The sequence below is a fragment of the Sphingobium fluminis genome (genome assembly GCF_037723805.1).
Taxonomy (GTDB): Bacteria; Pseudomonadota; Alphaproteobacteria; order Sphingomonadales; family Sphingomonadaceae; genus Sphingobium.
Genome location: NZ_JBBJUK010000002.1, coordinates 597961 through 623913, shown reverse-complemented (window position 1 = coordinate 623913; position 25953 = coordinate 597961). Strand labels below are relative to the sequence as shown.

Here is a 25953-nt window from a genome sequence, read left to right as displayed (position 1 = left end):
CGCCCTGCGAAGGAACGCTACTGAACGAAGGTCAGCGACAGATTTTCGGCATTTTTGGGAATATCGATCCGGCTCTCGTTGATCGACGCTTCCTCGCCCGGCTTCAACCGGGTGCGGTCGGCCTTGGTCGTCCAGCTGAACACCAGGCGGTTCTGCCGGTCGCGCAGTTGCACCAGTACCGGCGGCACCGGCAGTGCTTCCTTGCCGCTGTTCACGATCCGCGCCCCGAACGCGAAATATTCCTCGCCGGTAGGCAATTTACGCCGTTCGGCGGGTTTGGAAAGATAGAAGAGCAGGTCAGGATCGCCCTCGTCCGCGACCAGCCCCAGATTGACGGCCCAGTTGGGTGGGCCGAGAACATAGAGCGCGCCGCCCGCCGCTGCCACGATCAGAAAGAATGCGATCGCGGCGTAAGTCCACAGCTTGAGCGGATTGCGGCGCGGCCTGAACGTCGGCGCGGCATCGGACGGTGCCTCGCTCTCCGTCCGCGCGTCCGCGACACCGGCATAAATGTCATCGAAGCGATTGTCTGGCCCGGTTACAGCGGCCTCAGGGGCGGCGGACTCCGGCGCGACAGGGTCCACGGCAGCCGGTTCGTCGACCGGCGTTGATATGATCGGCGGGGTTGGTGCGGGGTCGACGGTCGCCGCTGCCGGCATTGGGGCCACCGGAATCTGGGCCGCCGGGGGCGGCGCTTCGGGGCGGGGCGCCACGGCCGGGATAGGCATGGCAGCGACCGCTTCGGGCTCTCGGTCGGCCAGCGGCGCGCCATCCTGGAACCAGCTATGCTTGCATGCCGCGCATCGCACCTGCCGGCCGGCCGGGCCGACCGCGCTGTCTGGAACGATGTAGCGCGTGGCGCAATTCGGGCACACCAGGATCATTTCGCTTCATAGGCATGGCAGGGACTCGAGGGCAAGCGGTCGATGACGTGACCCGTCGCATGGCCGGGACCCGGCGGTTATCGCGGCGCGGGCTTTACGGGTCCCCGCCCGCTGTGCCATGGCTGTGTGGTTGGGGAAGCAGGGGAGCGCGAAAGCGCCGATTTTTGAAGCATGTCGACCATCGTCCAGTTCGAGAATGTCGGCCTGCGCTATGGTCTGGACAGCGAAACTTTGTCCGACGTCAGTTTCTCGCTCCACGGCGGCGGTTTTTATTTCCTCACGGGCGCATCGGGCGCGGGCAAGACCTCGCTGCTCAAGCTGCTTTACCTCGCCCAGCGCCCCAGCCGGGGCGTCATCCGGCTGTTCGGTGAGGATGTGGTGACGCTGCCCCGCAAGCGGCTCCCCGGTTTTCGTCGCCGCATCGGCGTGGTGTTCCAGGATTTCCGCCTCGTCCCCCATCTGTCCGCCTATGACAATATCGCCCTTCCGCTGCGCGTCGCCGGCATGGAAGAGGCGGAGGTCGATGCCCCGGTCAGCGAAATGCTGAACTGGGTCGGGCTTGGCGACCGGGGGCAGGCGCGCCCGGCGACCCTGTCGGGCGGGGAGCAGCAGCGCGTCGCGATCGCGCGCGCCGTGATCGGCCGACCCGAAATATTGGTCGCCGACGAACCCACGGGCAATGTCGACGCCGACATGGCGCATCGGCTGATGACGCTGTTCGAAGCGCTCAACCGGCTCGGCACGACGATCGTCGTCGCGACCCACGACCTGCCGCTCATCGGCCAGGTGGCGGGCGCACAGATGATGCGGCTCGACAAGGGCCGGCTTGCCGACCCGACCGGATCGCTGCGCTACCCGCCAAATACGCCGGGGGCGGGCTGATGGCGCGCGGGCCCGACAAGGCCGGCGCGGCGGCCGCGCGCCACCGGCTGCTGCCCGAGGGGCGCGTGGCCGGGCCCATGCCATGGATCATTGCGATCATGATGTTTCTGACCGTGCTTGCCGCCGCCGCCGGGCTTGCTCTTGGCGCGGCGGTGCGCGCGATGGGTGCGGACCTTGCCGGCCGCGCGACGGTGCAAGTGGTGGAAGCCGAACCGCAAGCGCGCGACCGGCTGGCGCTACGCGTCGCCGGAATATTGCGGCGTGCCCAGGGCGTGCATGCCGTCACGCCGGTCGATCGCAAAACCCTCACCGATCAGCTTCGTCCCTGGCTCGGTCAGGATGCGGCGAGCGGCGACCTGCCCATCCCGGCGCTCATCGATATCGAACTGACGCCGGGCGATGCCGGGCCGAAGGTCGATCGCCTGCGCCGCCTGCTCACCGGCCTGTCGGACAAGCTGCGGATCGAACCGCATGCCGCCTTTCTCCTTCCGATCGCCGGCCTGCTCTCTGCGCTCGGCTGGCTTGCCGCCGGCGTGGTGGCGCTCATGACGCTGGCCACGGGCGCGGTCGTCGTGCTCGCGGCGCGCGGCGCGCACGACAGCCATCGCGTGACGATCGACGTGCTGCACCTGATGGGCGCGACCGACGTGCAGATCGCTCGGCTGTTTCAACGCCGCATCGGCCTCGACGCGCTGCTGGGGGCGGTGGCTGGCTTCATCGCTGCGCTGATCGTCATCCTGCTGCTCGGCGCGCGCCTGATGGCGACCGGGTCCGACCTGTTGCGAGCGATCAGCCTGCCGCCAAGCGCCCTGCTGTTGCTCGCGCTGCTACCGACGGGCGGCGTCATCCTCGCCACGGTCGCCGCGCGCTGGACCGTATTGCGCGCGCTGGGGCGGTTTATATGATCGTCCGGGCAGCCGCTCTCTCGCTGCTGGCCTGGATATTGGGCTTTGCCTGGTTCGCCGTCTTCCTGCCCCAGCCGCTGGACGGCCGCGCGACCGACGCCATCGTCGTGCTGACGGGCGGCGCGGGACGGATCGATCGAGGCATCGCGCTGATGGAGGCGGGCGCGTCCCGCCGAATGCTCATTTCCGGTGTCGACCGCGCCGTGCGCCCGTCCGAACTGGCGCTGCAATATAAGGCGTCGGACAAGCTCTTCACCTGCTGCATCACGCTGGGGCGTGAGGCGATCGACACGCGGTCCAACGCGATCGAAACCGCGCGCTGGCTGGAGCGGCGCGATTATGCGACCGTCCGCCTCGTCACCACCGACTGGCATATGCGACGCGCCGCGCTGGAACTGCGTCAGGCCCTGCCCGATCGCGTGACGCTGGTTTACGACGCGGTGCCCAGCCGGCCGACCCTGCCGGTGCTGACGCGCGAATATAATAAATATCTGCTCCGCCGGGCCGCGGCGTTGATCGGCATCTGACGGAATTCATCGCATCATGATCACCGCGCTTCGCTCCGTCGCCTTCGCCCTCGCTTTCTATCCGGGCAGCCTGATGTTCGTGCTCGCCGCGCTGGCGGTGAGCGGAATCGCGCCCATCCGGGTGCAGCATATCGCGACGCGCTGGGGCCGGTTCCACCGCTGGTGCGCGCACTGGCTGCTCGGGCAGCGGGTGCGGATCGATGGCGACATCCCGCAGGGCCCCTATCTCTACATCGTCAAGCATGAATCGATGTTCGAGACGATCGACATGCTGTGCCTGTTCGATCGTCCCGTCGTCGCCGCCAAGCGTGAACTGTTCGACATTCCGCTTTGGGGCGGGATCGCCGAGCGTTACGGCCTGTTGCCGGTGGAACGGGGCGGCGGTGCCAGCGCCATGCGCGCATTGCGCGCCGGCGCAAGGGCGGCGCATGCGCAGGGCCGCGCGCTGTGCATCTTCCCTGAAGGCACGCGCGTGCCCCATGGCGAAGCGCCGCCGCTGCGGTCGGGCTTCGCCGGCCTCTATGCGCTGCTCAAATTGCCCGTTGTGCCGATTGCGATCGACAGCGGCCGGGTGTCGCCACGCGGCAGCTTTTTCAAGCGGTCGGGCATCATCACCTACAAGGCCGGAGAAATCGTCCCGGCCGGCCTCGACCGCGACGAAGCCGAACGGCGCGTCCATGCCGCGATCAACGCGCTGAACAGCCTTCCGAACATTTAGTGGCTTCGCCCGAAGTCGGGCTTGGCGTCGTCCTGACCCTGTTCGATGATCGACCGGCGGATTGCGCGGGTGCGGGTGAACAGGTCGAACAGCGCGTCGCCGTCATTCCAGCGGATCGCGCGCTGAAGCGCTGACAGATCCTCCGAAAAGCGCTGGAGCATTTCCAGCACTGCGTCTTTGTTCGCCAGGAACACGTCGCGCCACATCGTCGGGTCCGACGCCGCGATGCGCGTGAAATCGCGAAAGCCGCCCGCCGAATATTTGATCACCTCGGACTGGGTGACGCTTTCCAGATCGCTGGCGGTGCCGACGATGGTGTAGGCGATCAGATGCGGCAAATGGCTGGTCACGGCCAGCACCAGATCGTGATGCGCCGGGTCCATGATCTCGACATCGGCGCCAACGCGCCGCCATAGTTCGGATACGCGCTCGACGGCGGCGGGATCGGCCAGCGGGGGCGGGGTGATGATGCACCAGCGGCCTTTGAATAGTGTGGAAAAGCCCGCTTCCGGCCCGCTATTCTCGGTCCCGGCAACAGGATGGGCGGGAATGATGGTTCGGCCAGGCAGGGCGGCGTTGAGCTGCGCCAGCACATCCGCCTTGGCCGACCCCACGTCGCTGACGATCGCGTCGGGCGGCAGGTCGTCCGCGATCTCCGCGGCCGCCGCGCCCATCGCGCGCACGGGCACGCACAGCACGACCAGATCGGCATCGGTTACCGATGCCCCCGCCGTATCGGTGATGTCGTCGCACAGATCGATGGCGCGTGCGGTTTTCCGCACGGCCGGATCGGCGTCATGCCCGGTGACGCGCACGGTCGGCATCGTCTCGCGGATCGCGCGGGCGAGCGAGGAGCCGATCAGCCCAAGGCCGATGATGGTGACGCGGGCAAACGGGAGCATGGTTCAGGCCGCTTCCGCCATCGCGCGCAGCTTGGCGGCGACGGCGCGGGTCTGTTTTTTCGTCCCGATCGTGATCCGCAGGCCGTTGGGCAGGCCTTGCCCCGGCAACCAGCGGGTCGCATAGCCTTCGTCCCACAATCCCTTCATCGCCGCCTCTGCGGTCAGCTTGCCGTCGAACAGGACCAGCAGGAAATTGGCCTTGCTCGGCACGACGCGCAGGCCATGGTTGGAAAGGGCGGCGATCTCGCCCGCCAGCCATTCGCGCCAGCGCGCATTATGCGTGCGGCTGAATGCGACCCAGTCCGTGTCTTTGATCGCGGCGGCCGCTGCCGCCTGTCCCGCGCTCGTCACGTTGAACGGGGCGCGGATGCGGTGCAAAATGTCGATCACCTCGGCGGAAGCGTAGCCCCAGCCAATCCGCTCGGCGGCGAGGCCGTATATTTTGGAGAAGGTGCGCGTGACAAGGACGTTGCCGGCATTTTTCGCCAGTTCCATCCCGCCATCATCTTCATCCGCGTCGAGATATTCGGCATAGGCCTGATCGAGCACGAACAATATGTCGGGCCGCAACCCGGCGTGCAGCCGCGCAATCTCCGCCGCGCTCGTCATTGTGCCGGTCGGGTTATTGGGATTGGCGAGAAAGACGACCCTGGTCTTTTCCGTGACGGCGGCGAGCAGCGCATCGACATCGGTCGCATAATCGGCGTCGGGCGCCACCACCGGCGTCGCCCCCACGCGTCGCGCGGCGATGTCATAGACCGAAAACCCATAACGGACGTAAAGGATCTCGTCGCCTGGCCCCGCATAGGCGCTGGCCGCGAGGTGCAGCAGTTCGTCGGAGCCCGTGCCATAGATCACCCGCGCCGGATCGAGGGCATAATGACCGGCGATCGCCTCGCGCAAAAGGGTTGCGCCCGGATCGGGATAGGTGGCGAGGTCGGCCGTGGCGGCGATCAGCGCATCGCGCGCCGCCTGGCCGGTGCCGAGCGGATTTTCATTGGCGGACAGCTTGATCAGCGGCCGGCCGTCGTCGGTGGCGGCCTTGCCGGGAACATAGGGCGATATGCCCAATATCCAATCCTTGGGTGCAGGTGTCGTCATGCCGCGCGCTTTAGCGCCTCTTGGCCAGAAGGCAAAGCGCTAGACGACAGGGGTCGGCAGCGGCTGTCCGGCGAAATGCGCGTCCAGATTGGCGAGCACCAGGTCGGCCATGGCGGCGCGGGTCTCCACCGTGGCGCTGGCCTGATGCGGTTGCAGCACGACATTGTCCATCGCCAGCAGCGCCGACGGTACATGCGGCTCCTCGGCAAACACGTCCAGGCCCGCGCCCGCGATCCGCCCCTGTTCCAGCGCGGCGACCATCGCCGGCTCGTCGATCACGCTACCCCTGCTGATGTTGACGATGACCCCGTCCGGTCCCAACGCATCGAGCATCGCCGCGTCGACCAGTCTCGCTGCCTCCGGCCCGCCCGACGTGGCGACGATCAGGACGTCGCTTTCCCGCGCGAACGCGATCGGGTCGGCGACATAGCGATAGGGCAAATCCGCCGCCTCGCGCCGGTTATGATAGAGAATCTCCCCCGCGACCGGCTCCAGCCTGCGGGCGATGGCGCGGCCGATCCGTCCCAGCCCCAATATGCCGATCCGCTTGCCTGTCACCCGGCCCGACAGGGCGGGCACCTTGCCCGTCGCCCATGCGCCCAATCGTACCAGCCGGTCATTGGCGGCGATATTGCGCACCGTGGCGTAGAGCAGCCCGACCGCGAGATCGGCGACATCGTCGGTCAGCACATCGGGCGTATTGCTCACCCGGATGCCCCGCGTCCGCGCATGATCGATGTCGACCTTGTCATAACCGACCGAAAACAGCCCGATGATTTCAAGCTGCGGCAAAGCATCCATGATCGCGGCCGACGCGCCTAGCGCGCCAAAGCTCACCAGCCCCCGCGCGTGGCGGACAGCGGGTGGCAGCGCCGTCAGATCGGCACTCGCCGGCAGGGCATGAACCGCAAACCGTTGTTCCAGCCCAGCCAGCAAATAGGGGGATAGCTGGCCATAGGCGATGACGGGAATGCGCATGGCGTCGATCATATCGGCGATGTAGTCATGCTTGCGCGCCGACGCTACCCGCAACGGCCCGATTGACAGCCTCCAGTGGCGGTCCTAGCCCGCTCCCCATGGCCTCCATCCCCCTCTCCGATGACAGCCGCTTTGGCCTGCGCCGCCATGTGCGCCTCGCAGGGCCGCTGCGGCTCGACAGCGGCGCCACGCTCGCGCCCGTCGACATCGCCTATGAAACCTATGGCGTGATGAATGCGGACAGGTCCAACGTCATCCTGATCTGCCATGCGCTGACCGGCGACCAATATGTCGCTTCCGACCATCCCGTTACCGGCAAGGCGGGCTGGTGGTGGCGCATGGTGGGGCCAGGCAAGCCGGTCGACCCGGCGCGGCATTTCATCGTCTGCGCCAATGTCATCGGCAGCTGCATGGGGTCCTCGGGGCCCGCGAGCCTCGATCCCGCCACAGGCGCGCCCTATGCGATGCGCTTCCCGGTGCTGACGATCGCCGACATGGTGCGGGCGCAGGCGCTGTTGCTCGATCATCTGGGCGTCGATCGCCTGAGCGCGGTGATCGGCGGATCGATGGGCGGCATGCAGGCGCTCAGCTGGCCGACGATCTTCCCGACCCGCGTCGAAAGCTGCATCGTCATCGCGTCGACGGCGCGACACAGCGCACAGAATATCGCCTTTCACGAAGTCGGCCGGCAGGCGATCATGGCCGATCCGCACTGGCGCGGCGGCGATTATTATGCCGACGGACAGGTGCCGAGCGCCGGCCTCGCCGTCGCGCGCATGGCCGCGCACATCACCTATTTGTCCGAAGCGGGGCTGACGGAAAAATTCGGGCGGCGCTTGCAGGGCCGTGACGCCAAGACCTTCGGGTTCGACGCGGATTTTCAGGTGGAATCCTATCTGCGCCATCAGGGACTGAGCTTCGTCGAGCGGTTCGACGCCAACTCCTATCTCTATATCACCCGCGCCATGGACTATTATGACATTGCCGAGGATCATGGCGGCAGCCTGGCGCTCGCCTTTACGGCGTCGAAGGCGCGCTTCTGCCTCGTCAGCTTCGATACCGACTGGCTCTATCCCACGACCGAGTCGCGCATCATCGTCCATGCCCTCAACGCGAGCGGCGCCCCGGCGAGCTTCGTGGAACTGTCGAGCCCGTTCGGCCATGACGCCTTCCTGCTCGAATGCCCGGAGCTGAACCGAGTCGTCGACGGCTTCCTCAAGGGCGGCCGGGCGTGAGCGAGGCCCCCTCGATCCAGCCGCTGCGGCCAGACCTCGCCCTGATCGCGCGGACGGTGCGGCAGGGTGCGCGCGTGCTCGATGTCGGCTGCGGCGATGGCGCACTGATGGCCGCCTTGCGCGACGCCAAGCAGGTGGATGCGCGCGGGCTGGAAATCGACGGCGGCAATGTCGCGGCGGCGGTCGGGCGCGGCCTGTCGGTGGTACAGGGGGACGCCGACACCGATCTTGGCTATTATCCTGACGCGAGTTTCGATTATGCGATCCTCAGCCAGACGCTCCAGACGACGCGGCGACCGGACATGGTCGTGGACGAACTGCTGCGCATCGCCGCCCAGGCGTTTGTCTCCTTCCCCAATTTTGCCCATTGGCGCGGCCGGCTGTCATTGATGTGGGGCGGGCGGATGCCGGTGACGCGCCTGTTGCCCGACACCTGGTATAATACGCTCAACATCCATCATGTGACGGTCGATGACTTCCGCGCGCTAGTGAAGGCGCGGGGCTGGACGATCGATGGCCAGTGGTTCCTCAAGGGCGACAAGGAAACCACCCACGCGAACGCCAACCTGTTCGCCGAACATGCGGTGTTCCTGCTGCGCAAGTGACGCGACCTCAGCCGAGGAACAGCGGCGCGTCGCCTGCCTTCCAGGGCGCGTTGCGGATCATCGCGCGGTTAAACAGATCGGACGCCACATGGCCGTCCAGCCAGGCCCGAAGCCGAGGCAGCGGCTCATCCGCGAACCATATGGGGTCGGTCGCCGCAAACTGGCGGACAAACGGAAAGATCGCGATGTCGGTGAGCGATCGGGACGTGCCGCACAGATACTCGCTTATCCCGAGCCGCTGTTCCAGTAAGCCAAGGTAGACCAGCGCTGCGCACCGATGGACGAGCGGATCAGAGCCATGACGCGACGCATATTTATAGCGATCGAGATGATGTTTGAACGGCCCGTCATTGGCCGCGATCAGTTCTGCATCCTCCTGCGCCAGCCAGCCTTCGGGATCATGGCGCGCCAACGCCCAATGCATGATGTCCAGGCTTTGGTCGATCACCCCGCCATCCGGCAACAGCAGGACAGGCACGGTGCCCTTGGGCGAAAGTGCCAGCATCTCCGCCGGCTTGTCGCGTAGCACGATCTCCCGCAATGCCACGCGCTGTCCGCTCACCAAAAGCGCCATCCGCGCGCGCATCGCATAGGGACAGCGGCGGAAGCTGTAGAGGATCATGACCGCGTTTTAGCGCTCCCGGGTAGCGCTGAACGTTACCTTGGGATGGCGTTCCTGCTGGTATCCGATGTCCCATGCGCTCTTCGCCATGAAAACAAGGTTGCCGTCGCGGTCCTTGGCCATGCTGCCGCCATTATAGGCGACCAGATCCTTGATCGCCACCTCGTCGCCGCCGATCCAGCGCGCCGTATCATAGGGGGAAGGCTCCAGCCCCGCCGCGACCTTATATTCCGCTTCAAGCCTCGAAATCAGCACTTCGAGCTGCAATTGCCCGACTACGCCGACGATCCAGTTGCTGCCGATATCGGGATAAAAAACCTGGATCACGCCCTCTTCGGACAGGTCATCGAGCGCCTTGCGCAGCTGCTTGGTCTTCGTCGGGTCCTTGAGCTGCACGCGGCGCAGGATTTCCGGCGCGAAATTGGGCAGGCCGGTAAAGCGCAGGCCCGGCTTCTCGCTCAGCGTATCGCCCACGCGCAGCGCGCCATGATTGGGAATGCCGATAATGTCGCCGGGATAGGCCTCGTCCGCCAGTTCGCGATCCTGCGCGAAAAACAGGATCGGCGAATGCACCGCAAGCGCCTTGCCCGACCCGCTCGGCGTCAGCTTCATGCCCCGTTTGAACTTGCCCGACACCAGCCGCATGAACGCGATGCGGTCGCGGTGCATCGGGTCCATATTGGCCTGCACCTTGAAAATGAAGCCGGTCACTTCGCTGCCCTCCGGCTCGACCGGAGCCGGTTCGGCGGGTTGCGCGCGCGGCGGTGGGGCGTGGGCGGCGAGCGCGTCGATCAGTTCGGTGACACCGAACAGCTTGAGCGCCGACCCGAAATAAACGGGGGTCAGGTCGCCATGGCGATAGCGGGCAAGATCGAAATGCGCATAGCCACCCTGCGAGAGTTCCGCCTCCTCGCGCAGTTTTTCCAGGCCGCGGGGCGAGATGAAGTCGGCCAGCTTCGGATCGTCCAGTCCGCTGAACTGGTGCCGTGTCCCGTCAAATTCCTTCGATGGCCCACTGGGTTGCATCAGCCGATTGGTGGCGAAATCATAGACCCCCTCGAACTCGCCGCCCATGCCGACGGGCCAGCTCATCGGGCAGACGTCGAGCTGCAACTGGTCCGCTACTTCGTCCAGCAGGCCGAACGTCTCGCGTCCCTCGCGGTCGACCTTGTTGACGAAGGTGATGATCGGCAGGTTGCGCAGGCGGCACACCTCGAACAGCTTTCGCGTCTGCGGCTCGATGCCCTTCGCGGCGTCGATCACCATGACCGCGCTGTCGACGGCGGTCAGCGTGCGATAAGTATCCTCGGAAAAATCCTCATGCCCCGGCGTGTCGAGCAGGTTGAAGGTGATCGTTTCGCCATCCCGCGTCCGCTCGAACGTCATGACCGAGCTGGTGACGGAAATGCCGCGCTGCTGCTCGATCTTCATCCAGTCGGATCGGGCGCGGCGGTTCGCCCCGCGCGCCTTGACCTCGCCCGCCATATGGATCGCGCCGCCTTCCAGCAGCAGCTTTTCGGTGAGCGTGGTCTTGCCGGCGTCGGGGTGGGAAATGATCGCAAAGGTGCGGCGGGAAGGAATGGTCATGGGCGCGCATATAGCGATTTCCGACCATCGCGCCAGCACCCAGGGGTCAGTTCGGCAAGGCTCCGGCGGGTTCCGCCGCGATCTGCCGCAGCGCCTGTTCGAACGTCTCGACCGGCTGACCGCCCGATATCAGATATTTTTCGTCGATCACGATCGCTGGCACCGACTGGATGCCGCGATCGCGCCACAGCGCCTCGTCCGCCCTGACCTCCTGCGCATAAAGATTGCTGGTGACGACGGCACGCGCCGCATCCCGGTCCAGCCCGGCGCGTTCCGCCACGGCGACCAGCACATCGGGATCATCCATCGCCTCGCCGCGCGTGAAATGCGCGTCGAACAAGGCGCGCTTGCACGCATGCTGCCTGCCCTCCAGCCCCGCCCAGTGCAGCAGCCGGTGTGCATCGAACGTATTATACACCCGCGCCGTCTCGGACAGCCGCATCTCGAACCCCTCGGCCGCTGCACGCTCGGCGATCATGCTGCGTTTCTTCAGCGCGTCCTGCGCCGATCCCCCAAACTTGCGCTGCATCAGGTCGGTCAGCTTCTCGCCGCCGCGCGGCATGTCCGGCTGCAACTCGAACGGCTGGAAATGCCAGTCGACCCTGACCTCGCCGTCCAGCCGCTCGACGGCCTGTTCCAGCGCGCGCAGTCCGATGATGCACCAGGGGCAGGATATGTCGGATATGAAGTCGATGCGAACGGTCGGGGTCATCTGGCGTCTCCGGAAATGCGCTTGGCCTATATATGGGACGCAGGGTCCGGCGGCACCAGCGCCACATCCATACGGAACCGCCGTTGATCGCCGGGCAGCAGGCACATGATCCCCGGCTTGTCCCAGACATCGCCCTCAAACCCCACCGGGTCGGCCATCCCCGCCCAGGGTTCGACACACAGATAATGCGCGCCCGGCTTTTGCCATAGACCAAGCCAAGGGGTGTCCGGGAAGTCGATCTTCAGCCGCGTGCGCCCGGGCACGCCCCACAACAGGCTGCGGCTGCGAAGATCGTCCCAGATCAGCGCGTCGCCCTCGAACATCGCGTGAGTCGGCGCCAGCGAATCGCCATCCACCGGCGAATCGACGCTTTCCCGCGCGATCAGGCCGGGTTCCACGCCCACCTTGCGAATCGGCGCCGGCTCTGGCTGTTCGAAGATGATGCGATGCTCCTGCGCCGATCCGCCAAAGGGCAACGGCCAGGCGAAGGCGGGATGATAGCCGAAGGAAAAGGGCATGGCCGCCTCGCCTCGATTGCCCACCGTCGCGGTCATCATCAGTGTCTCGGCGACAAGCGCAAACCGCATGTCGAGCCGGAAATCGAAAGGATAGACCGCGCGCGTCGCGGCATCCGCCTCCAGCCGAAAGGTTACGCTATCGGTCGCTCGCTCGACGATATCGAAGGGCATCCGCCGCGCAAAACCATGCTGCGGCATGGCATGTTCGCGACCGTCCAGCCGATAGACATCGCCGCGCGACCGCCCGACAAAGGGAAAGAGCAGGGGCGCATGCCCGGTCCACCAGCGCGGATCGGCGTCGGTCATCAACGCACGCCCCTGCGCGTCGCTCAGCGACCAGAGTTCAGCCCCCAGCGGATCGATCGCGGCGGACAAGCCGTCCGATCGAATGACAACCAGTTCTTCCATGCCATCCTCTGTCCGTTCGCCCTTAACCCCGCAGCACCCCGCCCAGCTTCGCCGCAGCCTTCACCACGGCAGCGCTGATCGCGTCCAGTTCCTCCTGCGCGAAGCTCTTCTCTCCGGGCTGGAGCGTGACTTCGATCGCGAGCGATTTTTGGCCGTCCTCTACCCCCGGTCCGACGAAGACGTCGAACAGGCGCGCGTCCACGATCGCCTTTTTGTCCGCGCCTTTCACGGCGCGCACCAGCGCCTCGGCCTCGACCGCTTCCGGCACCAGGAACGCAAAATCACGCTTCACCGCCTGAAGCGGGGGCGGCGCATAGGGCGCGCGCATGAAGCTTGACCGGCGCCTGGCCGGAATGGCGTCGAGGAAGATCTCGCCAGCTACCGCCGGGCCGGTCAGGCCGAACTGTTTGGCCAGCGAGGGATGCAGCACGCCATATTCGGCAAGCACGGTCTTTGGCCCCAGCCGCAACGTTGCCGATTGCCCCGGATGATAGGCGGCCGATGCTTCCCCGAAATTCTGGAGATTGCCGACCGGTGCGCCGGCGGCGGCGAGCAGGGCTAGGATTTCGGCCTTCGCGTCGAACGCATCGAACGGCCGCGCCTTACCGGACTGCCACCCTCTCGCCGTCTTTTCGCCCGCCAGGACGAAGCCGACCGTGGCGCGCTCGCCTTGCGCGAAATAGCGCCGGCCAAGCTCGAACAACCGCACCGACGCCGCGCCGCGATCCATGTTGCGCCGCGTGGCCGACAGCAGGCCGGGCAGCAGCGAGGGCCGCATGACCTTCAACTCCTCCGAAATCGGATTGGCGAGCGTCCACTGCCCACCACCCACGGCGGCTGCTTCCTTCTCCGAGACGAAGCTCCAGTTGATCGCTTCGGACAGGCCGCGCGCGGCGGCGGTGCGGCGCACGCGACGCTCGACCAGTTGCTCGGGCGTGGCGGTGGGGCGAGCGACGCCGGGCATGCGCGGCAAGGGCGTGGAGGGCACCTGATCGAGCCCGACGATGCGCACCACTTCCTCGACGATATCGGCCCAGCCATCGATGTCGCGCCGCCAGCTTGGCACGGCGATGGTCCAGCTTGCGGGCAGGCTGACCGGCACGCCGTCCTGATAGTCCACCTGGGACGCCTCGCCGCTGACGGTGAACCCCAGGCTTTCGAGGATGCGCTTCTGTTCGTCCGCCGGCACGTCGACGCCCGCGAGCGCGAGGCACTGGTCGGGGGCATAGGCGACGGTTTTGTTCGCGACGGGCGGCATGCCCGCACGGGTCGCTTCGCTCGATATGCCGCCGCACAGGCTGGTGACGAGGAAGGTCGCGATCGACAGGCCATCGTCGAGGAAGGCGGGATCGACGCCGCGCTCGAACCGGCCGCGCGCGTCGCTGGTCAACGCCAGCTTCTGTCCCGTCATCGCGATCCGTTCGGGCGTGAAATAGGCGCATTCGATCAGCACGTCGGTCGTGTGGGGCTGCGCGCCTGAATGTTCGCCGCCCATGATGCCGCCGATATCGTGCACGGCTTGCGTGTCGGCGATGACGGTCATCGTTTCGTCCACGGCGTAGGTCTTGCCGTTGAGCGCCAGCACCTGCTCGCCGCTGCGCCCCTTGCGCGCCACGAGCGGACCTTGCAGCGTCGCCATGTCATAGACGTGCAGCGGGCGGCCGAGATCGATCATGATATAGTTGGTGATGTCGACGAGCGCGCTGATCGGCTTCTGTCCGATCGCCTTCAATCGCCGCGCCATCCAGTCGGGCGATGCGCCATTGGTCACGCCGCGCACCGATCGCGCGAAGAAGGCGGGGCAGCCCTCTGCATCCTCGATCCGCACGTCGGGACCGGGGCCTGCGCCGTCGATTTCCGGCACGATGATCGCGTTGAGCGTCCCAAGGCCCGCCGCTGCGAGATCGCGCGCGATGCCGCGCACGCCCATGCAATCCTGCCGGTTGGGCGTGATCGACACGTCGATGACCGGATCGTTGAGGCCCGCATAATGCGCATAGACCTGTCCCACCGGCGCATCGGCGGGCAGGTCGATGATGCCGTCATGATCCTCGCCCAATTCCAGTTCGCGAAAGCTGCACATCATGCCATTTGATTCGACGCCGCGGATCGCGGTCTTCTTCAGCACCATGCCGTTCGACGGCACCACCGCGCCCTCGACCCCGAACACGCCGATCAGGCCCGCGCGCGCATTGGGCGCGCCGCACACGACCTGCAACGGCACGCCGTCCCCCTGATCGACGGTCAGCACCTGCAGCTTGTCCGCCTGCGGGTGGCGCTCCGCCGTCAGGACCTTGGCGATCCTGAAACTCCCCAGCTTTTCGGCCGGATCGTCCACCCCCTCGACCTCAAGCCCGATGGCGTTCAGCGTCTTGAGGATCGTGGGCAGTTCGGCATCGGTCGCCAGATGCGTCTTGAGCCAGCTCAGCGTGAACTTCATGCACCCACTCCCCCTGACAATGTGGGCACGTCGAGCGCCGAAAAGCCATAATGTTTCAGCCAGCGCAGATCGCCGTCGAAGAAGGCGCGCAGATCGTTCATCCCATATTTCAGCATGGCGAGGCGATCGACCCCGGTGCCGAAGGCGAAGCCCTGCCATTCGTCGGGGTCCAGCCCGCACGCCTCGATCACCTTGCGATGGACCATGCCGCTGCCCAGTACTTCGAGCCAGCCGCCATCTGCCGCGTCGCCGTCACCGCCGATCACCCGCTGGCCATTGCTCAGCGTATAACCGACATCGACCTCCACCGACGGCTCGGTGAAGGGAAAATAGCTCGGGCGCAGGCGCAGGACGATGTCCTCACGCTCGAAAAAGGCCTTGAGGAAGGTCTCCAGCGTCCATTTCAAATGGCCAAGCGTAATGCCCTTGTCGATCACCAGCCCCTCGATCTGGTGGAACATCGGCGTATGGGTCGCGTCGCTGTCGCTACGATAGACGCGGCCGGGCGCGATGATGCGGATCGGCGGGGGCGTGCCGTTCATCATCGTGCGGATCTGCACCGGCGAGGTGTGCGTACGCAGCAGCATGCGCCTGCCGCCTTCCTCGTCGGGAAAGTAGAATGTGTCGTGCATCGCGCGCGCCGGGTGCGTCTCGGGAATGTTGAGCGCGGTGAAATTATGCCAGTCATCCTCGATCTCGGGCCCGCTCGCGACCGAAAAGCCGAGGTCGGCGAAGATTTCCGCCAGCTCATCCATGACCTGGCTGACCGGATGGACGCTGCCCTGAGGCCCGGTATCTGCGGGCAGGGTCATGTCGACCTTCTCCGAGGCCAGCCGCGCGTCGAGCGCCGCCTGTTCCAGCGCCGCCTTCCTCTCGCCGATCGCGGCGGTCACGGCTTCGCGCAAATCCTGGATCGGCGGACCTTTTTCCAGCCGCTCGTCCGCACTCATGCCCCCCAGCGTCTTGAGCAGCGCGGTGACGACCCCGCTCTTGCCCAGCGCGCCGACGCGCAGCGCCTCGACCGCTTCAGGCGTTGCGGCGGCGTCGATGTCGGCCAGCAGGCCGGCCTTCAGATCGGTAATGTCGCTCATATCTTCCATTCAGCCTGGATGGCGGGGTCCTGTGCAGGCCTTAGCCGGGCGCGCCATAAACCAAAAGAGCGCCGGAAGCCTATGCCCCGGCGCTCATTTTGGTATCTGTCGCTGTCTGCTTATGCAGCCGCGGGCAGAGCCGCTTTCGCCTGGGCGATGATGGCGCTGAACGCTGCGCTTTCATGCATGGCGATGTCGGCCAGAACCTTCCGGTCCAGCTGAACACCGGCGAGCTTGAGCCCGTGCATGAACTGCGAATAGGTCAGGCCTTCGGCGCGCACGCCGGCGTTGATGCGCTGGATCCACAGGCCGCGGAAGCTGCGCTTCTTGACCTTGCGATCGCGATACGCATATTGGCCGGCCTTTTCGACTGCCTGACGGGCGATGCGGATGGTGTTCTTGCGACGGCCATAATAGCCCTTCGCCTGTTCCAATATCCGCTTATGCTTGGCGCGGGTTGTTACACCCCGTTTGACGCGTGCCATTGTCCCTTACTCCTTATTTGAGGCCGTAGGGTGCCCAGAGGCGGACGTGCGCGACGTCGGCCTCGGACAGCACGGAAGTGCCACGGTTCTGGCGAATATATTTGGCGTTATGGCTCATCAGGCGGTGACGCTTGCCAGCGAAACCGTGCTTCACCTTGCCGGTGGCGGTGAACTTGAAGCGCTTCTTCACACCGCTTTTAGTCTTGAGCTTGGGCATTTTCGTCTCCTTTGCGTAGCGCGACGATTACAGACAGCCCCGGCAGCCCTAGATAGCCGGGCGGTCCCTTCGAATATCGCGAAGGGCGCGCCATAAGGGGCAGCACGCAGAAACGCAAGCGATTCGGGAGCTAAGCCGTCCGCGCGGCGTTAGAGGCGCCATGACCAGCCCCGATCCCATCGGCCGCGACGGCGCGATGCCTGCAAGCGGTGGAGCACGCGCCAAGATGGTCCGTGCGCGAAATCGCTGGCGCCGACTGCCGCTCCCGGCGCGAATATTGCTGTGGATCGTGGGCATCCTCTTTGCGATCTGGCTGATTCTCTTCATCACCAAGGGCCGCTTTCTCAAGCGCCCGTTCGAACGGATCATGACGAGCCAGCTTCAGCGCGACGTGCAGGTGGGCGGCGACTTCCAGCTCTATTTCGCCCCGATCAGCATCAAGTTCCGCGCCGAACGCTTCGCTATCGCCAACGTCCCCTGGGCGAGCCGGCCGCAACTGTTCCGCGCCGACCTGATCGACAGCCTGATCTCGCCGGTCAGCCTGATATTCGGCAAGCGGTATCGGGTGCACTGGCTGGATCTGCGCGGCGGGGCGGTCGATCTCGAATGGTCGCGCGACCATCTGCGCAACACATGGACGCTCGGCGATCCCGATCGCAAGGGCAAGCCGATGACGCTGCCGCTCATCCGGCAAGCGATGCTGGCCGGCACGACGCTGCGCTATCGCGATCCGCGCATGCGGTTCAACACCGATATCCGCTTCGAAACGGTCCGGACGCGCGACACGCGCTTTGCCAGCGACGTGCGTTTTTCGGGCGATGGTGACATGAACGGCCGGTCCTTCACGATGAAAGGGGGCCTGCTGACGCCCAATGCGACGGTGACGGGGGGCAGGAATCAACTGGTACTGCGCGCCATGGCCGACGCGACCATAGTGGATATCACCGGCACGCTGCCGGGTGCGACCGAACTGGAGCGCAGCGATCTGCGCCTCGTCGCGCAAGGGCCGAACCTCGCGCGGCTGTTCGATTTCCTGGGCGTCGCCATCCCCGACACGCGCCGCTACCGCTTTACCTCGGCGCTTACCAAGGCGGGCGAGGAATGGCGCTTCACCCATTTGAAGGGTCGGTTCGGCGACAGCGACCTCGCCGGCAGGATGACCGTCTCGCTTCCCGACGAACGGCTGTTGATCCAGGCTGATCTCGCCACGCAGACACTCGACATCATCGATGTCGGTCCCTTCATCGGCTATGATCCGCAGCGGCTGGAGGCGCAGGGTGCGGCGGGCGCGATCGAAACGGTCGGCGGCGCGCCGCGCGTCCTGCCCGACGCGCCGCTGCGGATCGAGGCGATCCGCAATTTCGACGCCGATGTGCGCTATACGGTCAGGACGATCCGCGCGCCCAACGTCCCGATTTCCAACGCGGCGGTGACGGTCAAACTCGATCATAGCAGGCTGACGCTCTCGCCCTTTACCTTCGATATGGCGGGCGGTCATGTCGCATCCGACATCGGGATCGACGCGCGCAATCGCCCGGTGCGCACGACTTACGACATTCGCCTGTCACCCACCCCCATGGGCAAGCTGCTCGCGCGCTGGGGCGTCGAGGAATCCGGGACCTCCGGCACGATCAAGGCGCGGGTGCAGATGACCGGCCTTGGTGATTCGCTGCACGATTCGCTGGCCAATTCGAACGGACGGATCGCCGTCATCCTGCCCGCCGGCACGATGTGGGCGCGCAACATCCAGCTGTCCGAACTCGACATCGGCACGTTCGTGACCAAGATGTTTTCGGGGAAGCTCAAAAAGCCGGTCCAAATCAACTGCGGGCTGATCGCTTTTACCGTGCGCGACGGCGTGGCGGCGGCGGACCCGATTCTGATCGACACCGCCAAGAACGTGATGACCGGGCGCGGCGGCTTTTCGTTCAAGGATGAAAGCCTCGACTTCGCCTTCCGCGCCGATGGCAAGAAGATCAGCCTGTTTTCGGGCCAGTCGCCGGTCGGGATCAACGGCTATTTCGCGAGGCCAGGCATTTCCGTCATCAGTCCCGAACTGATTGCGCGTGGCGGTTCGGCCGTCGCCCTCGGCATCGTTGGAACGCCGATTGCGTCGCTGCTTGCCTTTCTCGATGTGGGCGATGCAAAGGGCGCGGCGTGCGGCCCGATCCTGGCTGGCGCGCATGCAGCGGCGCAACGGACAAAAGGCGGCGAACCGCGCGACGATGTCGGACGCGGCACGACGGCGAAGGATGAAGGCGGGAAGTCGGGCGCGAAGAAGGACAAGAAGTTCCTGGGAATCTTTTGAGCGCCGCTCAGCCGTGATGATGGCCCTCAGGCCCATGGCGCAGCGCCTCCAGCACATCGTCGAGTCGCGCCGGATCGCCAAGCGCGATGACCTGCCCGTCGCTGTCGGCGGTCAGCGGGTCGCCGGCCCAGTCGCACATCCGCCCGCCCGCGCCCTCGACCACCGGCACGAGGGCAGCAAGATCGTGCAGCTTGAGGCCCGCCTCCACGACGATGTCGACATGGCCCGATGCGACCAGCCCGTAACTATAGCAGTCGCCGCCCCAGATCGTGTCGCGGCACTGCCCTGCAAGGCGCGCGAAATGCTCGCCGGTACAACCGGGGAATAGCTGCGGCGCGGTCGACGCCAGAATCGCCTGATCGAGATCGCGGCAGGCGCGCGTCCTCACCGGCTTGCCGTTGAACGTCGTCGGCTGCCCGGCCATCCCGGCCCAGCGTTCGCCCGCGACCGGCTGGTCGATGATGCCCACTGTCGGCCAACCTTCCAACGTCAGCGCGATCAGCGTGCCGAAAATCGGTCGCCCGGCAATGAAGCTGCGCGTCCCGTCGATCGGATCGAGAATCCAGACCCGGTCGGCATCCTCGCGCGTCGCGCCATATTCCTCGCCGATGATGCCGTCGCCCGGCCGCTCTTTCTCCAATATCGTCCTGATCGCGATCTCCGCCGCGCGATCGGCCTCCGTCACCGGCGACCGGTCGCTCTTGAACTCGGTATCGTAGCGCGCACGAAAAAAGGGGCGGATCGCGGCGCCGGCGGCGTCGGCGAGGCGGTTGGCGAGGGCCAGATCGTCACGGGTCGTCATGGCTCCCGCCTAGCCGCTAAGCGCGCCCCGCGCTAGGCTGGCTTGCTGCGAGTCATATGCGAATCACAGGAGAGTAAGATGCCCGGATCGCCCGTCATTCCCGGATTGCGCTATGCCGACGCGCCCGCCGCGATCGACTTTCTGTGCGAGGCATTCGGCTTCGAACGGCACGCCGTCTATCCCGATGAGTCTGATCCGACGATCATCCATCATGCCCAGCTGGTCTTCGGCGAAGGCATGATCATGCTCGGAAGCGTGCGAGATGGCGACGATGAATCGCTCATCACATGGAAGACGCCGCGTGACCTCAATGGCGTGACGCTGTGCACCTATATGGTCGTGCCCGATGTCGACGCGCACTGCCTGCATGCGCGCAACGCGGGCGCGGTGGTCGTCAACGAACCGCACGATAATCAGGGCTATCCCGGTCGCGGCTATGACGCGCTCGACCCGGAGGGCAATGTCTGGAGCTTTGGCACCTACGATCCGTGGACGGCCCAGGCTTAAGTCTTCGGCAACCTCCCCGCGTTAGGCTATGTCCATGGCGCTCTTGGGATGGATCATCGGTTTCGCTGCCCTGTTTGCGGGGCTGGCCTTGCGGCAGGACATGCCGGTCGGCGGATCGAGCACATTGTCCAGCCTCTTGCTGATGCTCGCTATTCTTGCCTGCCCGATGGTCTGGCGCGAAACGCCGCTCGGTATTTCCCGACGCCAGCGCATCATGCTCGGCCTCACCTTGCTTTTCTGCGTGCCCGTGCTGCTTTTGCCTGCAACGTGAAAAGTCGCGCCGCGCAACTTTAAATCGCTTAGTCGAACAGGCTCGACACCGACAGAGTTCGGTTCAGACGATCCCCCGGATCGTCCGCTCGCCAGATTTCCTTTCAGTCAAACAGGCTCGACACCGAACTCTCATCCGCGATGCGCTTGATCGCTTCGCCCAGCAGGGGGGCGATCGGCAATTGGCGGATGCGCGACGCTCCGTTGACCGCTTCGGTGCCCTGAATCGAATCGGTGATCACCAGTTCGAGCAGCGAAGACGCCTCGACCCGCGCCACCGCGCCGCCGGACAGCACGCCATGGGTGACATAGGCGACGACGTCTTCAGCCCCGGCGGCCTTCAAGGCGGTCGCCGCGTTGCACAGCGTTCCGGCCGAATCGACGATATCGTCGATCAGCACGCAAAAACGGCCCTTCACGTCGCCGATGATGTTCATGACCTCCGATTCGCCGGCGCGCTCGCGGCGCTTGTCGACGATGGCGAGCGGGGCGTTGTCGAGCCGCTTGGCGAGCGCGCGGGCACGCACCACGCCGCCGACGTCGGGCGACACAACCATCAGATTACGGTCGCCGAAGCGCGCCTGAATATCCGCAGACATCACCGGCGCACCGAACAGATTGTCGGTGGGAATGTCGAAAAAGCCCTGAATCTGCCCTGCATGCAGATCGACCGACAGCACGCGGTTGGCGCCGGCGGTGGTGATCAGGTTGGCGACCAGCTTGGCCGAAATCGGCGTGCGCGGGCCGGGCTTCCGGTCCTGCCGGGCATAGCCGAAATAGGGGACGACCGCCGTGATCCGCTTGGCCGATGCGCGCTTGAGCGCGTCGACCATTATGAGCAGTTCCATCAGATTGTCATTGCAGGGATAGCTGGTGGATTGCAGCACGAACACATCTTCGCCCCGGACATTTTCGTGGATTTCCACGAACACTTCCTCATCGGCGAACCGGCGGACGCTGGCGTCGGTCAGCGGAATTTCGATATAATCGGCGATGGCAGTGGCCAGCGGCTTGTTGGAATTGCCGGTCATGAGTTTCATGGCCAAATCCCCCGATAAAAAATGGCGTGACGAATTGATGACGATGGTCGGAAACGCCGCCCCTTTAGCGGCGGGGGCTCCCGCTGGAAAGCCGCTTTTGCGCCAGCGTCCAAAATGCTCTACGGGCGCGGCCCATGACCGACAAACTTGTGATCGCGCTGGCGCAGATGACCCAGTCCGTAGGCGATCTCGCCGCCAATGCCGACGCCATGCTCGCCTGGCGCGACAGGGCGACCGGCGCGGACCTCATCGTCTATCCCGAATTGCAGCTGATCGGCTATCCGCCCGAGGATCTGGTGATGAAGCCCGCGCTGATCGAGCGGGCGAACGAAGAGCTTGACCGGCTGGCCCGCGCCACCGCCGATGGCGGTCCGGCGATGCTGGTCGGCACCGTCGTCGCCGCGCAGGGCGTGCTCTTCAACGTGGTCGCACTGCTGGAAAATGGCGCGGTGACGGCGATCCGGCAGAAGCGGGAACTGCCCAATTACGGGACCTTCGATGAAAAGCGCCTGTTCGCGCCCGGCCCGTTGCCCGCGCCGATCGATTTCCGCGGCGTCAAACTCGGCGTGCCGATCTGCGAGGATATCTGGTTCCCCTTCGTCACCGCCCATCTCAAGGCGGAAGGGGCGGACATATTGATCAGCCCCAATGGCAGTCCGTTCGAGGTGGACAAGGACGACCGCCGGCTGAACGGCGTCGCCGGCACGCGGGTGCGCGAGACTGGCCTGCCGCTCGCCTATGTCAATCGCGTCGGCGGGCAGGATGAACTGGTGTTCGACGGCGCATCCTTCGTCATGAACGCCGACTTCGGCATCGCCCATCAACTGCCCGACTGGGAAGAAGCGCTGGTCCTCACCCATTGGGAAAAATGGGAAGGCCGGTGGATTTGCCTCCCCGGCGAGGCCCATGTACTCGATGAACGGCCGGCGGACATTTATAACGCGATGGTGCTCGGCCTGCGCGATTATGTGAACGGCAATCGCTTCCCCGGCGTGGTGCTGGGCCTGTCGGGGGGCATCGATTCCGCCCTCTCGGCGGCCGTCGCGGTGGATGCGTTGGGCAGCGAGCGAGTCTGGTGCGTGATGATGCCCTCGCGCTTCACCAGCCAGCACAGCCTCGACGATGCCGTGGAATGCGCCCGCCTGCTGGGCGTTCGGTACGACATGATCCCCATCGAGCCGGCCGTTGGTGCGTTCGACACCATGCTGGCCGGGGTGTTCGCCGACCGCCAGCGCGACCTGACCGAGGAGAATATCCAGTCGCGCATTCGCGGCCTGACGCTGATGGCGCTGAGCAACAAGTTCGGCCACATGCTGCTGACCACCGGCAACAAGAGCGAGATGTCGGTCGGCTACGCCACCATCTATGGCGACATGGCGGGCGGCTATTCTGTGCTCAAGGACGTCTACAAGACCACGGTGTTCGACCTGTGCCGCTGGCGCAACGCCAACGTCCCTTCGCTTGGCCAAAGCTTCGGTCCGACCGGCCCGGTCATGCCAGAGCGCGTCATCACCAAACCGCCGAGCGCCGAACTGCGCGACGACCAGAAGGACGAAGACAGCCTGCCACCCTATGAGGTGCTGGACCCGCTGCTCTACGGTCTGGTGGAGGAGGAGCTTTCGGTCGAGCAACTCGTCGCGCGCGGCTTCGAGCGCGACACCGTCGCCCGGATCGAGCGGCTGCTCTATGTCGCCGAATATAAGCGCCGCCAGTCCCCGCCGGGCGTCAAGATCGGCATCCGCAATTTCGGCCGCGACCGCCGCTATCCCATCACCAATGCGTTTCGGACATTATGAACAGCAACTCCCGGCTCAAGGCCATTGGCTATCTCATATCGACGGTCAGCGTGGTGTTGATCGGGGTCGTGGCCTGGGACAGTGCGAAGGATGATCGCCTGCTGCGTCTCTGTCTGATCGCCGGCATCGCAAGCTCGATCATCGGCATGGCGCTGCGCTGGTGGTCCCACCGGCGCGAACAGCGGGACGAGGGCAAGGCATGACCATCATCACCCGCTTCGCACCCTCGCCGACCGGCCATCTCCACGTCGGCAATATCCGGGCAGCGCTCCATAACTGGCTATGGGCGCGCAAAAGCGGCGGGCGCTTTCTGCTGCGCCTCGACGATACCGATGTGGAACGCTCGCGCCCCGAATATGCCGATTCGATCCGCGCGGACCTGCTTTGGCTGGGCCTCGAATGGGACGGGGAGGAGCGCCAGTCGGAGCGATTCGCCCTCTATGAGGCGCGGTTCGAGGCGCTCAAGGCAGCCGGCCGGGTCTATCCCGCCTATGAAACCGCGCAGGAGCTCGATCTGCGCCGCAAGGTCCTGCTCGGGCGCGGCCTGCCGCCGGTTTATGATCGCGCCGCTTTATCGCTGACGCCCGACCAGATCGCGGCGCATGAGGCGGAAGGCCGCCGGCCGCACTGGCGGTTCCGGCTGGATCACGACCAGCCGATCATGTGGGACGACCTCATTCGTGGTCCACAGCAGTTCGACCCGCGCCTTCTGTCCGATCCGGTGATCCGGCGCGCGGACGGTTCGTGGCTCTATATGCTCCCTTCGGTCATCGACGATATCGACATGGGCATAACCCATGTGCTGCGCGGCGAGGACCATGTGTCGAACACCGCGACCCAGATCCAGATGTTCGCCGCCCTCGGCGCGCCGCTGCCCGCCTTTGCCCATGAAGCGCTGCTCACCGGCAGCGAGGGCAAATTGTCCAAGCGACTCGGATCGCTCGGCGTCGCGCATTTCCGGGAAGCGGGGATCGAGCCGATGGCGCTCATCGCGCTGCTCGCCCGCCTCGGCAGCAGCCAGCCGGTCGAGCCTTTCCTCTCGGTAGTGCCGCTGATCGAAAGCTTCGATTTCGCCCATTTCGGCCGCGCGCCGGCGCGCTTCGACGAAGCGGAACTGGCGACGCTCAACCAGAAGATCGTGCATCAACTGCCGTTCGCGGGGGTCGCGACCCGGCTGCCTTCTGGCATGGAAGAAGCGGCGTGGGACGCGATCCGGCCCAATCTGGATCGCGTGGATCAGGCGGCGGACTGGTGGCGGGTCGTCACCGGCCCGATCGACGCCCCGCAACCGGACGCGGAGGATCGCGCCTTTCTCGCGGCCGCTCATGCCGCTTTGTCGAATCTCCCGTTCGACCAAGCCATCTGGCGCACGCTGACCGAACAGCTCAAGGCGGCAACCGGCCGCAAGGGCAAGACGCTGTTCCTGCCGCTGCGGCGCGCCCTGACCGGACTCGATCACGGGCCCGATATGGGGCTGCTGCTGCCGTTGATCGGCCGGGATGAAGCCCTCCGCCGCCTTGCCTTGGCTCGTCTTACCGACTAGAGCCGACCGGTCATCTGGGGAGTAGCCAGCCGCGCTGCGTCGAGCGAGCGGGCCGTGCGTCAACATATTCGGTCGAGAGGCCGTGGCGTACGGGATGCGGCGAGGACGATATGTCCAGTGCGCCGTATCGGGTGAGACCAATGGCATCGCTGTCTCCGTCCGGCCGGGCGGGGGAGGGCGGTGGCATTGCGTCTTCATCTTCGCCCGGCCCGGATGTTCTGCATGGAAGCCTTCCTCACCTCCGCGGCCCTCGTCGCGCTCGCCGAAATGGGCGACAAGACGCAGTTGCTGGCGATGCTGCTCGCCACGCGCTTCCGCAGGCCGGCCCCGGTCATATTGGGCATTTTCTGCGCGACGATAGTCAATCATTTCCTGGCGGCGCTTGTCGGTCATTCGATCGCTGGCGTCCTGACGCAGCCCTGGTTCCGCTATGCGGTCGCGGCGAGCTTTATCGCCATGGCGGGCTGGACCCTGATCCCCGACTCGCTCGACGAGGATGCGCCACTCGCCGCGCCGTCGAAGGCTGGCGTGTTCATGACGACGCTGATCGCCTTCTTCCTGGTCGAGATGGGCGACAAGACACAGGTCGCCACGGTCGCGCTGGGCGCGCAGTTCGACAATCTGTTTGCGGTGACGGCGGGCACGACCCTGGGCATGATGGCGGCCAACATCCCCGCCGTCCTGTTTGGCGAGGCGCTGGCGAACCGCGTTCCGATGCGCGCCCTGCAAGTGGGCGCGGCGCTTTTGTTCCTGCTGCTCGGCCTGTGGATGGTCGCCGGGCTTCGGGGCTGGATTGGATAAAAACCGCCACTCTGCCGCTGCGGCGGTTGTCAGCCAAGCGCTGCTGTTGCAAGGGGGTGGCATGGATAT

General features: G+C 65.6%; 27 protein-coding genes and 1 riboswitch. Of the genes, 13 read left to right on the top strand and 14 right to left on the bottom strand.

What is annotated here, in order from left to right; all coding sequences use genetic code 11:
• Window positions 1-17 precede the first annotated feature (17 nt).
• Window positions 18-884, bottom strand: coding sequence for an MJ0042-type zinc finger domain-containing protein (locus WG907_RS09200; protein WP_340232440.1), 867 nt, complete (start codon window positions 882-884; stop codon window positions 18-20).
• 171 nt (window positions 885-1055) lie between these two features.
• On the opposite strand from WG907_RS09200, the gene ftsE reads away from it, so the two are divergent.
• Genes ftsE through WG907_RS09180 form a run of 4 tightly spaced genes read left to right on the top strand, consistent with a single transcriptional unit; the run spans window position 1056 to window position 3916 of the window.
• Window positions 1056-1766 (top strand): cell division ATP-binding protein FtsE, encoded by a 711-nt coding sequence (ftsE, locus tag WG907_RS09195; RefSeq protein ID WP_340232439.1) that lies wholly within the window; start codon window positions 1056-1058, stop codon window positions 1764-1766.
• Window positions 1766-2671, top strand: coding sequence for a cell division protein FtsX (locus WG907_RS09190; RefSeq protein WP_340232438.1), 906 nt, complete (start codon window positions 1766-1768; stop codon window positions 2669-2671). Before ftsE ends, WG907_RS09190 begins: the two co-directional genes overlap by 1 nt.
• Window positions 2668-3198, top strand: a complete 531-nt coding sequence (locus tag WG907_RS09185; RefSeq protein WP_340232437.1) for a YdcF family protein — start codon at window positions 2668-2670, stop codon at window positions 3196-3198. Before WG907_RS09190 ends, WG907_RS09185 begins: the two co-directional genes overlap by 4 nt.
• A gap of 16 nt (window positions 3199-3214) precedes the next feature.
• Window positions 3215-3916 (top strand): lysophospholipid acyltransferase family protein, encoded by a 702-nt coding sequence (locus WG907_RS09180; RefSeq protein ID WP_340232436.1) that lies wholly within the window; start codon window positions 3215-3217, stop codon window positions 3914-3916.
• Here the strand turns inward: WG907_RS09180 and WG907_RS09175 are convergent.
• From WG907_RS09175 to WG907_RS09165, 3 genes are read right to left on the bottom strand one after another with little or no spacing between them, the layout of a single operon-like run.
• Complete coding sequence (locus tag WG907_RS09175; RefSeq protein WP_340232435.1) at window positions 3913-4818, bottom strand: prephenate/arogenate dehydrogenase family protein; 906 nt, start codon at window positions 4816-4818, stop codon at window positions 3913-3915. The two genes, WG907_RS09180 and WG907_RS09175, sit on opposite strands and share 4 nt — an antisense overlap.
• Before the next feature lie 3 nt (window positions 4819-4821).
• Window positions 4822-5919: a histidinol-phosphate transaminase gene (gene hisC / locus WG907_RS09170; RefSeq protein ID WP_340232434.1), complete on the bottom strand. Its 1098-nt coding sequence runs from the start codon at window positions 5917-5919 to the stop codon at window positions 4822-4824.
• Window positions 5920-5958: 39 nt separating this feature from the next.
• Complete coding sequence (locus WG907_RS09165; protein WP_340232433.1) at window positions 5959-6897, bottom strand: 2-hydroxyacid dehydrogenase; 939 nt, start codon at window positions 6895-6897, stop codon at window positions 5959-5961.
• Window positions 6898-6995: 98 nt separating this feature from the next.
• Between WG907_RS09165 and metX the strand changes: the two genes are divergently transcribed.
• Window positions 6996-8132, top strand: a complete 1137-nt coding sequence (gene metX, locus WG907_RS09160; RefSeq protein WP_340232432.1) for a homoserine O-acetyltransferase MetX — start codon at window positions 6996-6998, stop codon at window positions 8130-8132.
• A gap of 14 nt (window positions 8133-8146) precedes the next feature.
• Window positions 8147-8737 (top strand): methionine biosynthesis protein MetW, encoded by a 591-nt coding sequence (metW, locus tag WG907_RS09155; protein ID WP_340232504.1) that lies wholly within the window; start codon window positions 8147-8149, stop codon window positions 8735-8737.
• A gap of 7 nt (window positions 8738-8744) precedes the next feature.
• Here metW and WG907_RS09150 read toward each other — a convergent pair whose 3' ends face one another.
• The 8 genes from WG907_RS09150 to rpmI all read right to left on the bottom strand — a co-directional run bounded on the left by WG907_RS09150 (window position 8745) and on the right by rpmI (window position 16817).
• Window positions 8745-9359 carry a glutathione S-transferase gene (locus WG907_RS09150; protein ID WP_340232431.1) on the bottom strand — a complete coding sequence of 205 codons (615 nt, stop codon included), beginning with the start codon at window positions 9357-9359 and terminating at the stop codon, window positions 8745-8747.
• A 9-nt stretch (window positions 9360-9368) separates the two neighbouring features.
• The gene (locus WG907_RS09145; RefSeq protein ID WP_340232430.1) at window positions 9369-10946 is read right to left on the bottom strand and encodes a peptide chain release factor 3; all 1578 of its coding nucleotides are present in this window, start codon (window positions 10944-10946) and stop codon (window positions 9369-9371) included.
• Window positions 10947-10992: 46 nt separating this feature from the next.
• The gene (locus tag WG907_RS09140) at window positions 10993-11658 is read right to left on the bottom strand and encodes a DsbA family oxidoreductase (RefSeq protein WP_340232429.1); all 666 of its coding nucleotides are present in this window, start codon (window positions 11656-11658) and stop codon (window positions 10993-10995) included.
• 26 nt (window positions 11659-11684) lie between these two features.
• The gene (locus tag WG907_RS09135) at window positions 11685-12584 is read right to left on the bottom strand and encodes an aldose 1-epimerase family protein (RefSeq protein ID WP_340232428.1); all 900 of its coding nucleotides are present in this window, start codon (window positions 12582-12584) and stop codon (window positions 11685-11687) included.
• 22 nt (window positions 12585-12606) lie between these two features.
• Window positions 12607-15024, bottom strand: coding sequence for a phenylalanine--tRNA ligase subunit beta (gene pheT, locus WG907_RS09130; protein ID WP_340232427.1), 2418 nt, complete (start codon window positions 15022-15024; stop codon window positions 12607-12609).
• Complete coding sequence (gene pheS / locus WG907_RS09125) at window positions 15021-16115, bottom strand: phenylalanine--tRNA ligase subunit alpha (RefSeq protein WP_340232426.1); 1095 nt, start codon at window positions 16113-16115, stop codon at window positions 15021-15023. Before pheS ends, pheT begins: the two co-directional genes overlap by 4 nt.
• A gap of 119 nt (window positions 16116-16234) precedes the next feature.
• Window positions 16235-16600 carry a 50S ribosomal protein L20 gene (rplT, locus tag WG907_RS09120; RefSeq protein ID WP_340232425.1) on the bottom strand — a complete coding sequence of 122 codons (366 nt, stop codon included), beginning with the start codon at window positions 16598-16600 and terminating at the stop codon, window positions 16235-16237.
• 13 nt (window positions 16601-16613) lie between these two features.
• The gene (gene rpmI, locus WG907_RS09115; protein WP_340232424.1) at window positions 16614-16817 is read right to left on the bottom strand and encodes a 50S ribosomal protein L35; all 204 of its coding nucleotides are present in this window, start codon (window positions 16815-16817) and stop codon (window positions 16614-16616) included.
• Between the two features lie 196 nt (window positions 16818-17013).
• Between rpmI and WG907_RS09110 the strand changes: the two genes are divergently transcribed.
• Window positions 17014-19125, top strand: coding sequence for an AsmA family protein (locus tag WG907_RS09110; protein ID WP_340232503.1), 2112 nt, complete (start codon window positions 17014-17016; stop codon window positions 19123-19125).
• 7 nt (window positions 19126-19132) lie between these two features.
• Here the strand turns inward: WG907_RS09110 and hisN are convergent, their stop codons facing one another.
• The gene (gene hisN / locus WG907_RS09105) at window positions 19133-19927 is read right to left on the bottom strand and encodes a histidinol-phosphatase (RefSeq protein WP_340232423.1); all 795 of its coding nucleotides are present in this window, start codon (window positions 19925-19927) and stop codon (window positions 19133-19135) included.
• Window positions 19928-20005: 78 nt separating this feature from the next.
• Here hisN and WG907_RS09100 point away from each other — a divergent pair, with 78 nt between their 5' ends.
• Both WG907_RS09100 and WG907_RS09095 read left to right on the top strand, forming a co-directional pair.
• Window positions 20006-20434 (top strand): VOC family protein, encoded by a 429-nt coding sequence (locus WG907_RS09100; RefSeq protein ID WP_340232422.1) that lies wholly within the window; start codon window positions 20006-20008, stop codon window positions 20432-20434.
• 34 nt (window positions 20435-20468) lie between these two features.
• Window positions 20469-20705 (top strand): hypothetical protein, encoded by a 237-nt coding sequence (locus WG907_RS09095; protein WP_340232421.1) that lies wholly within the window; start codon window positions 20469-20471, stop codon window positions 20703-20705.
• A 103-nt stretch (window positions 20706-20808) separates the two neighbouring features.
• Here WG907_RS09095 and WG907_RS09090 read toward each other — a convergent pair whose 3' ends face one another.
• Window positions 20809-21744, bottom strand: coding sequence for a ribose-phosphate pyrophosphokinase (locus tag WG907_RS09090; RefSeq protein WP_340232420.1), 936 nt, complete (start codon window positions 21742-21744; stop codon window positions 20809-20811).
• A 134-nt stretch (window positions 21745-21878) separates the two neighbouring features.
• On the opposite strand from WG907_RS09090, the gene WG907_RS09085 reads away from it, so the two are divergent.
• From WG907_RS09085 to WG907_RS09070, 4 genes are all read left to right on the top strand, one after another.
• Window positions 21879-23540, top strand: coding sequence for an NAD+ synthase (locus WG907_RS09085; protein WP_340232419.1), 1662 nt, complete (start codon window positions 21879-21881; stop codon window positions 23538-23540).
• On the top strand, window positions 23537-23743 hold the full coding sequence (locus tag WG907_RS09080; RefSeq protein ID WP_340232418.1) for a hypothetical protein: 207 nt from the start codon (window positions 23537-23539) through the stop codon (window positions 23741-23743). The genes WG907_RS09085 and WG907_RS09080 overlap by 4 nt, the downstream gene beginning before the upstream one ends.
• A complete protein-coding gene (gltX, locus tag WG907_RS09075) occupies window positions 23740-25083 on the top strand; it encodes a glutamate--tRNA ligase (RefSeq protein ID WP_340232417.1) in 1344 nt (447 codons plus the stop codon). Before WG907_RS09080 ends, gltX begins: the two co-directional genes overlap by 4 nt.
• A 3-nt stretch (window positions 25084-25086) precedes the next feature.
• A riboswitch (yybP-ykoY riboswitch) is annotated at window positions 25087-25212 on the top strand.
• Window positions 25213-25305: 93 nt separating this feature from the next.
• A complete protein-coding gene (locus WG907_RS09070) occupies window positions 25306-25884 on the top strand; it encodes a TMEM165/GDT1 family protein (protein ID WP_340232502.1) in 579 nt (192 codons plus the stop codon).
• The last annotated feature ends 69 nt before the right edge of the window (window positions 25885-25953 follow it).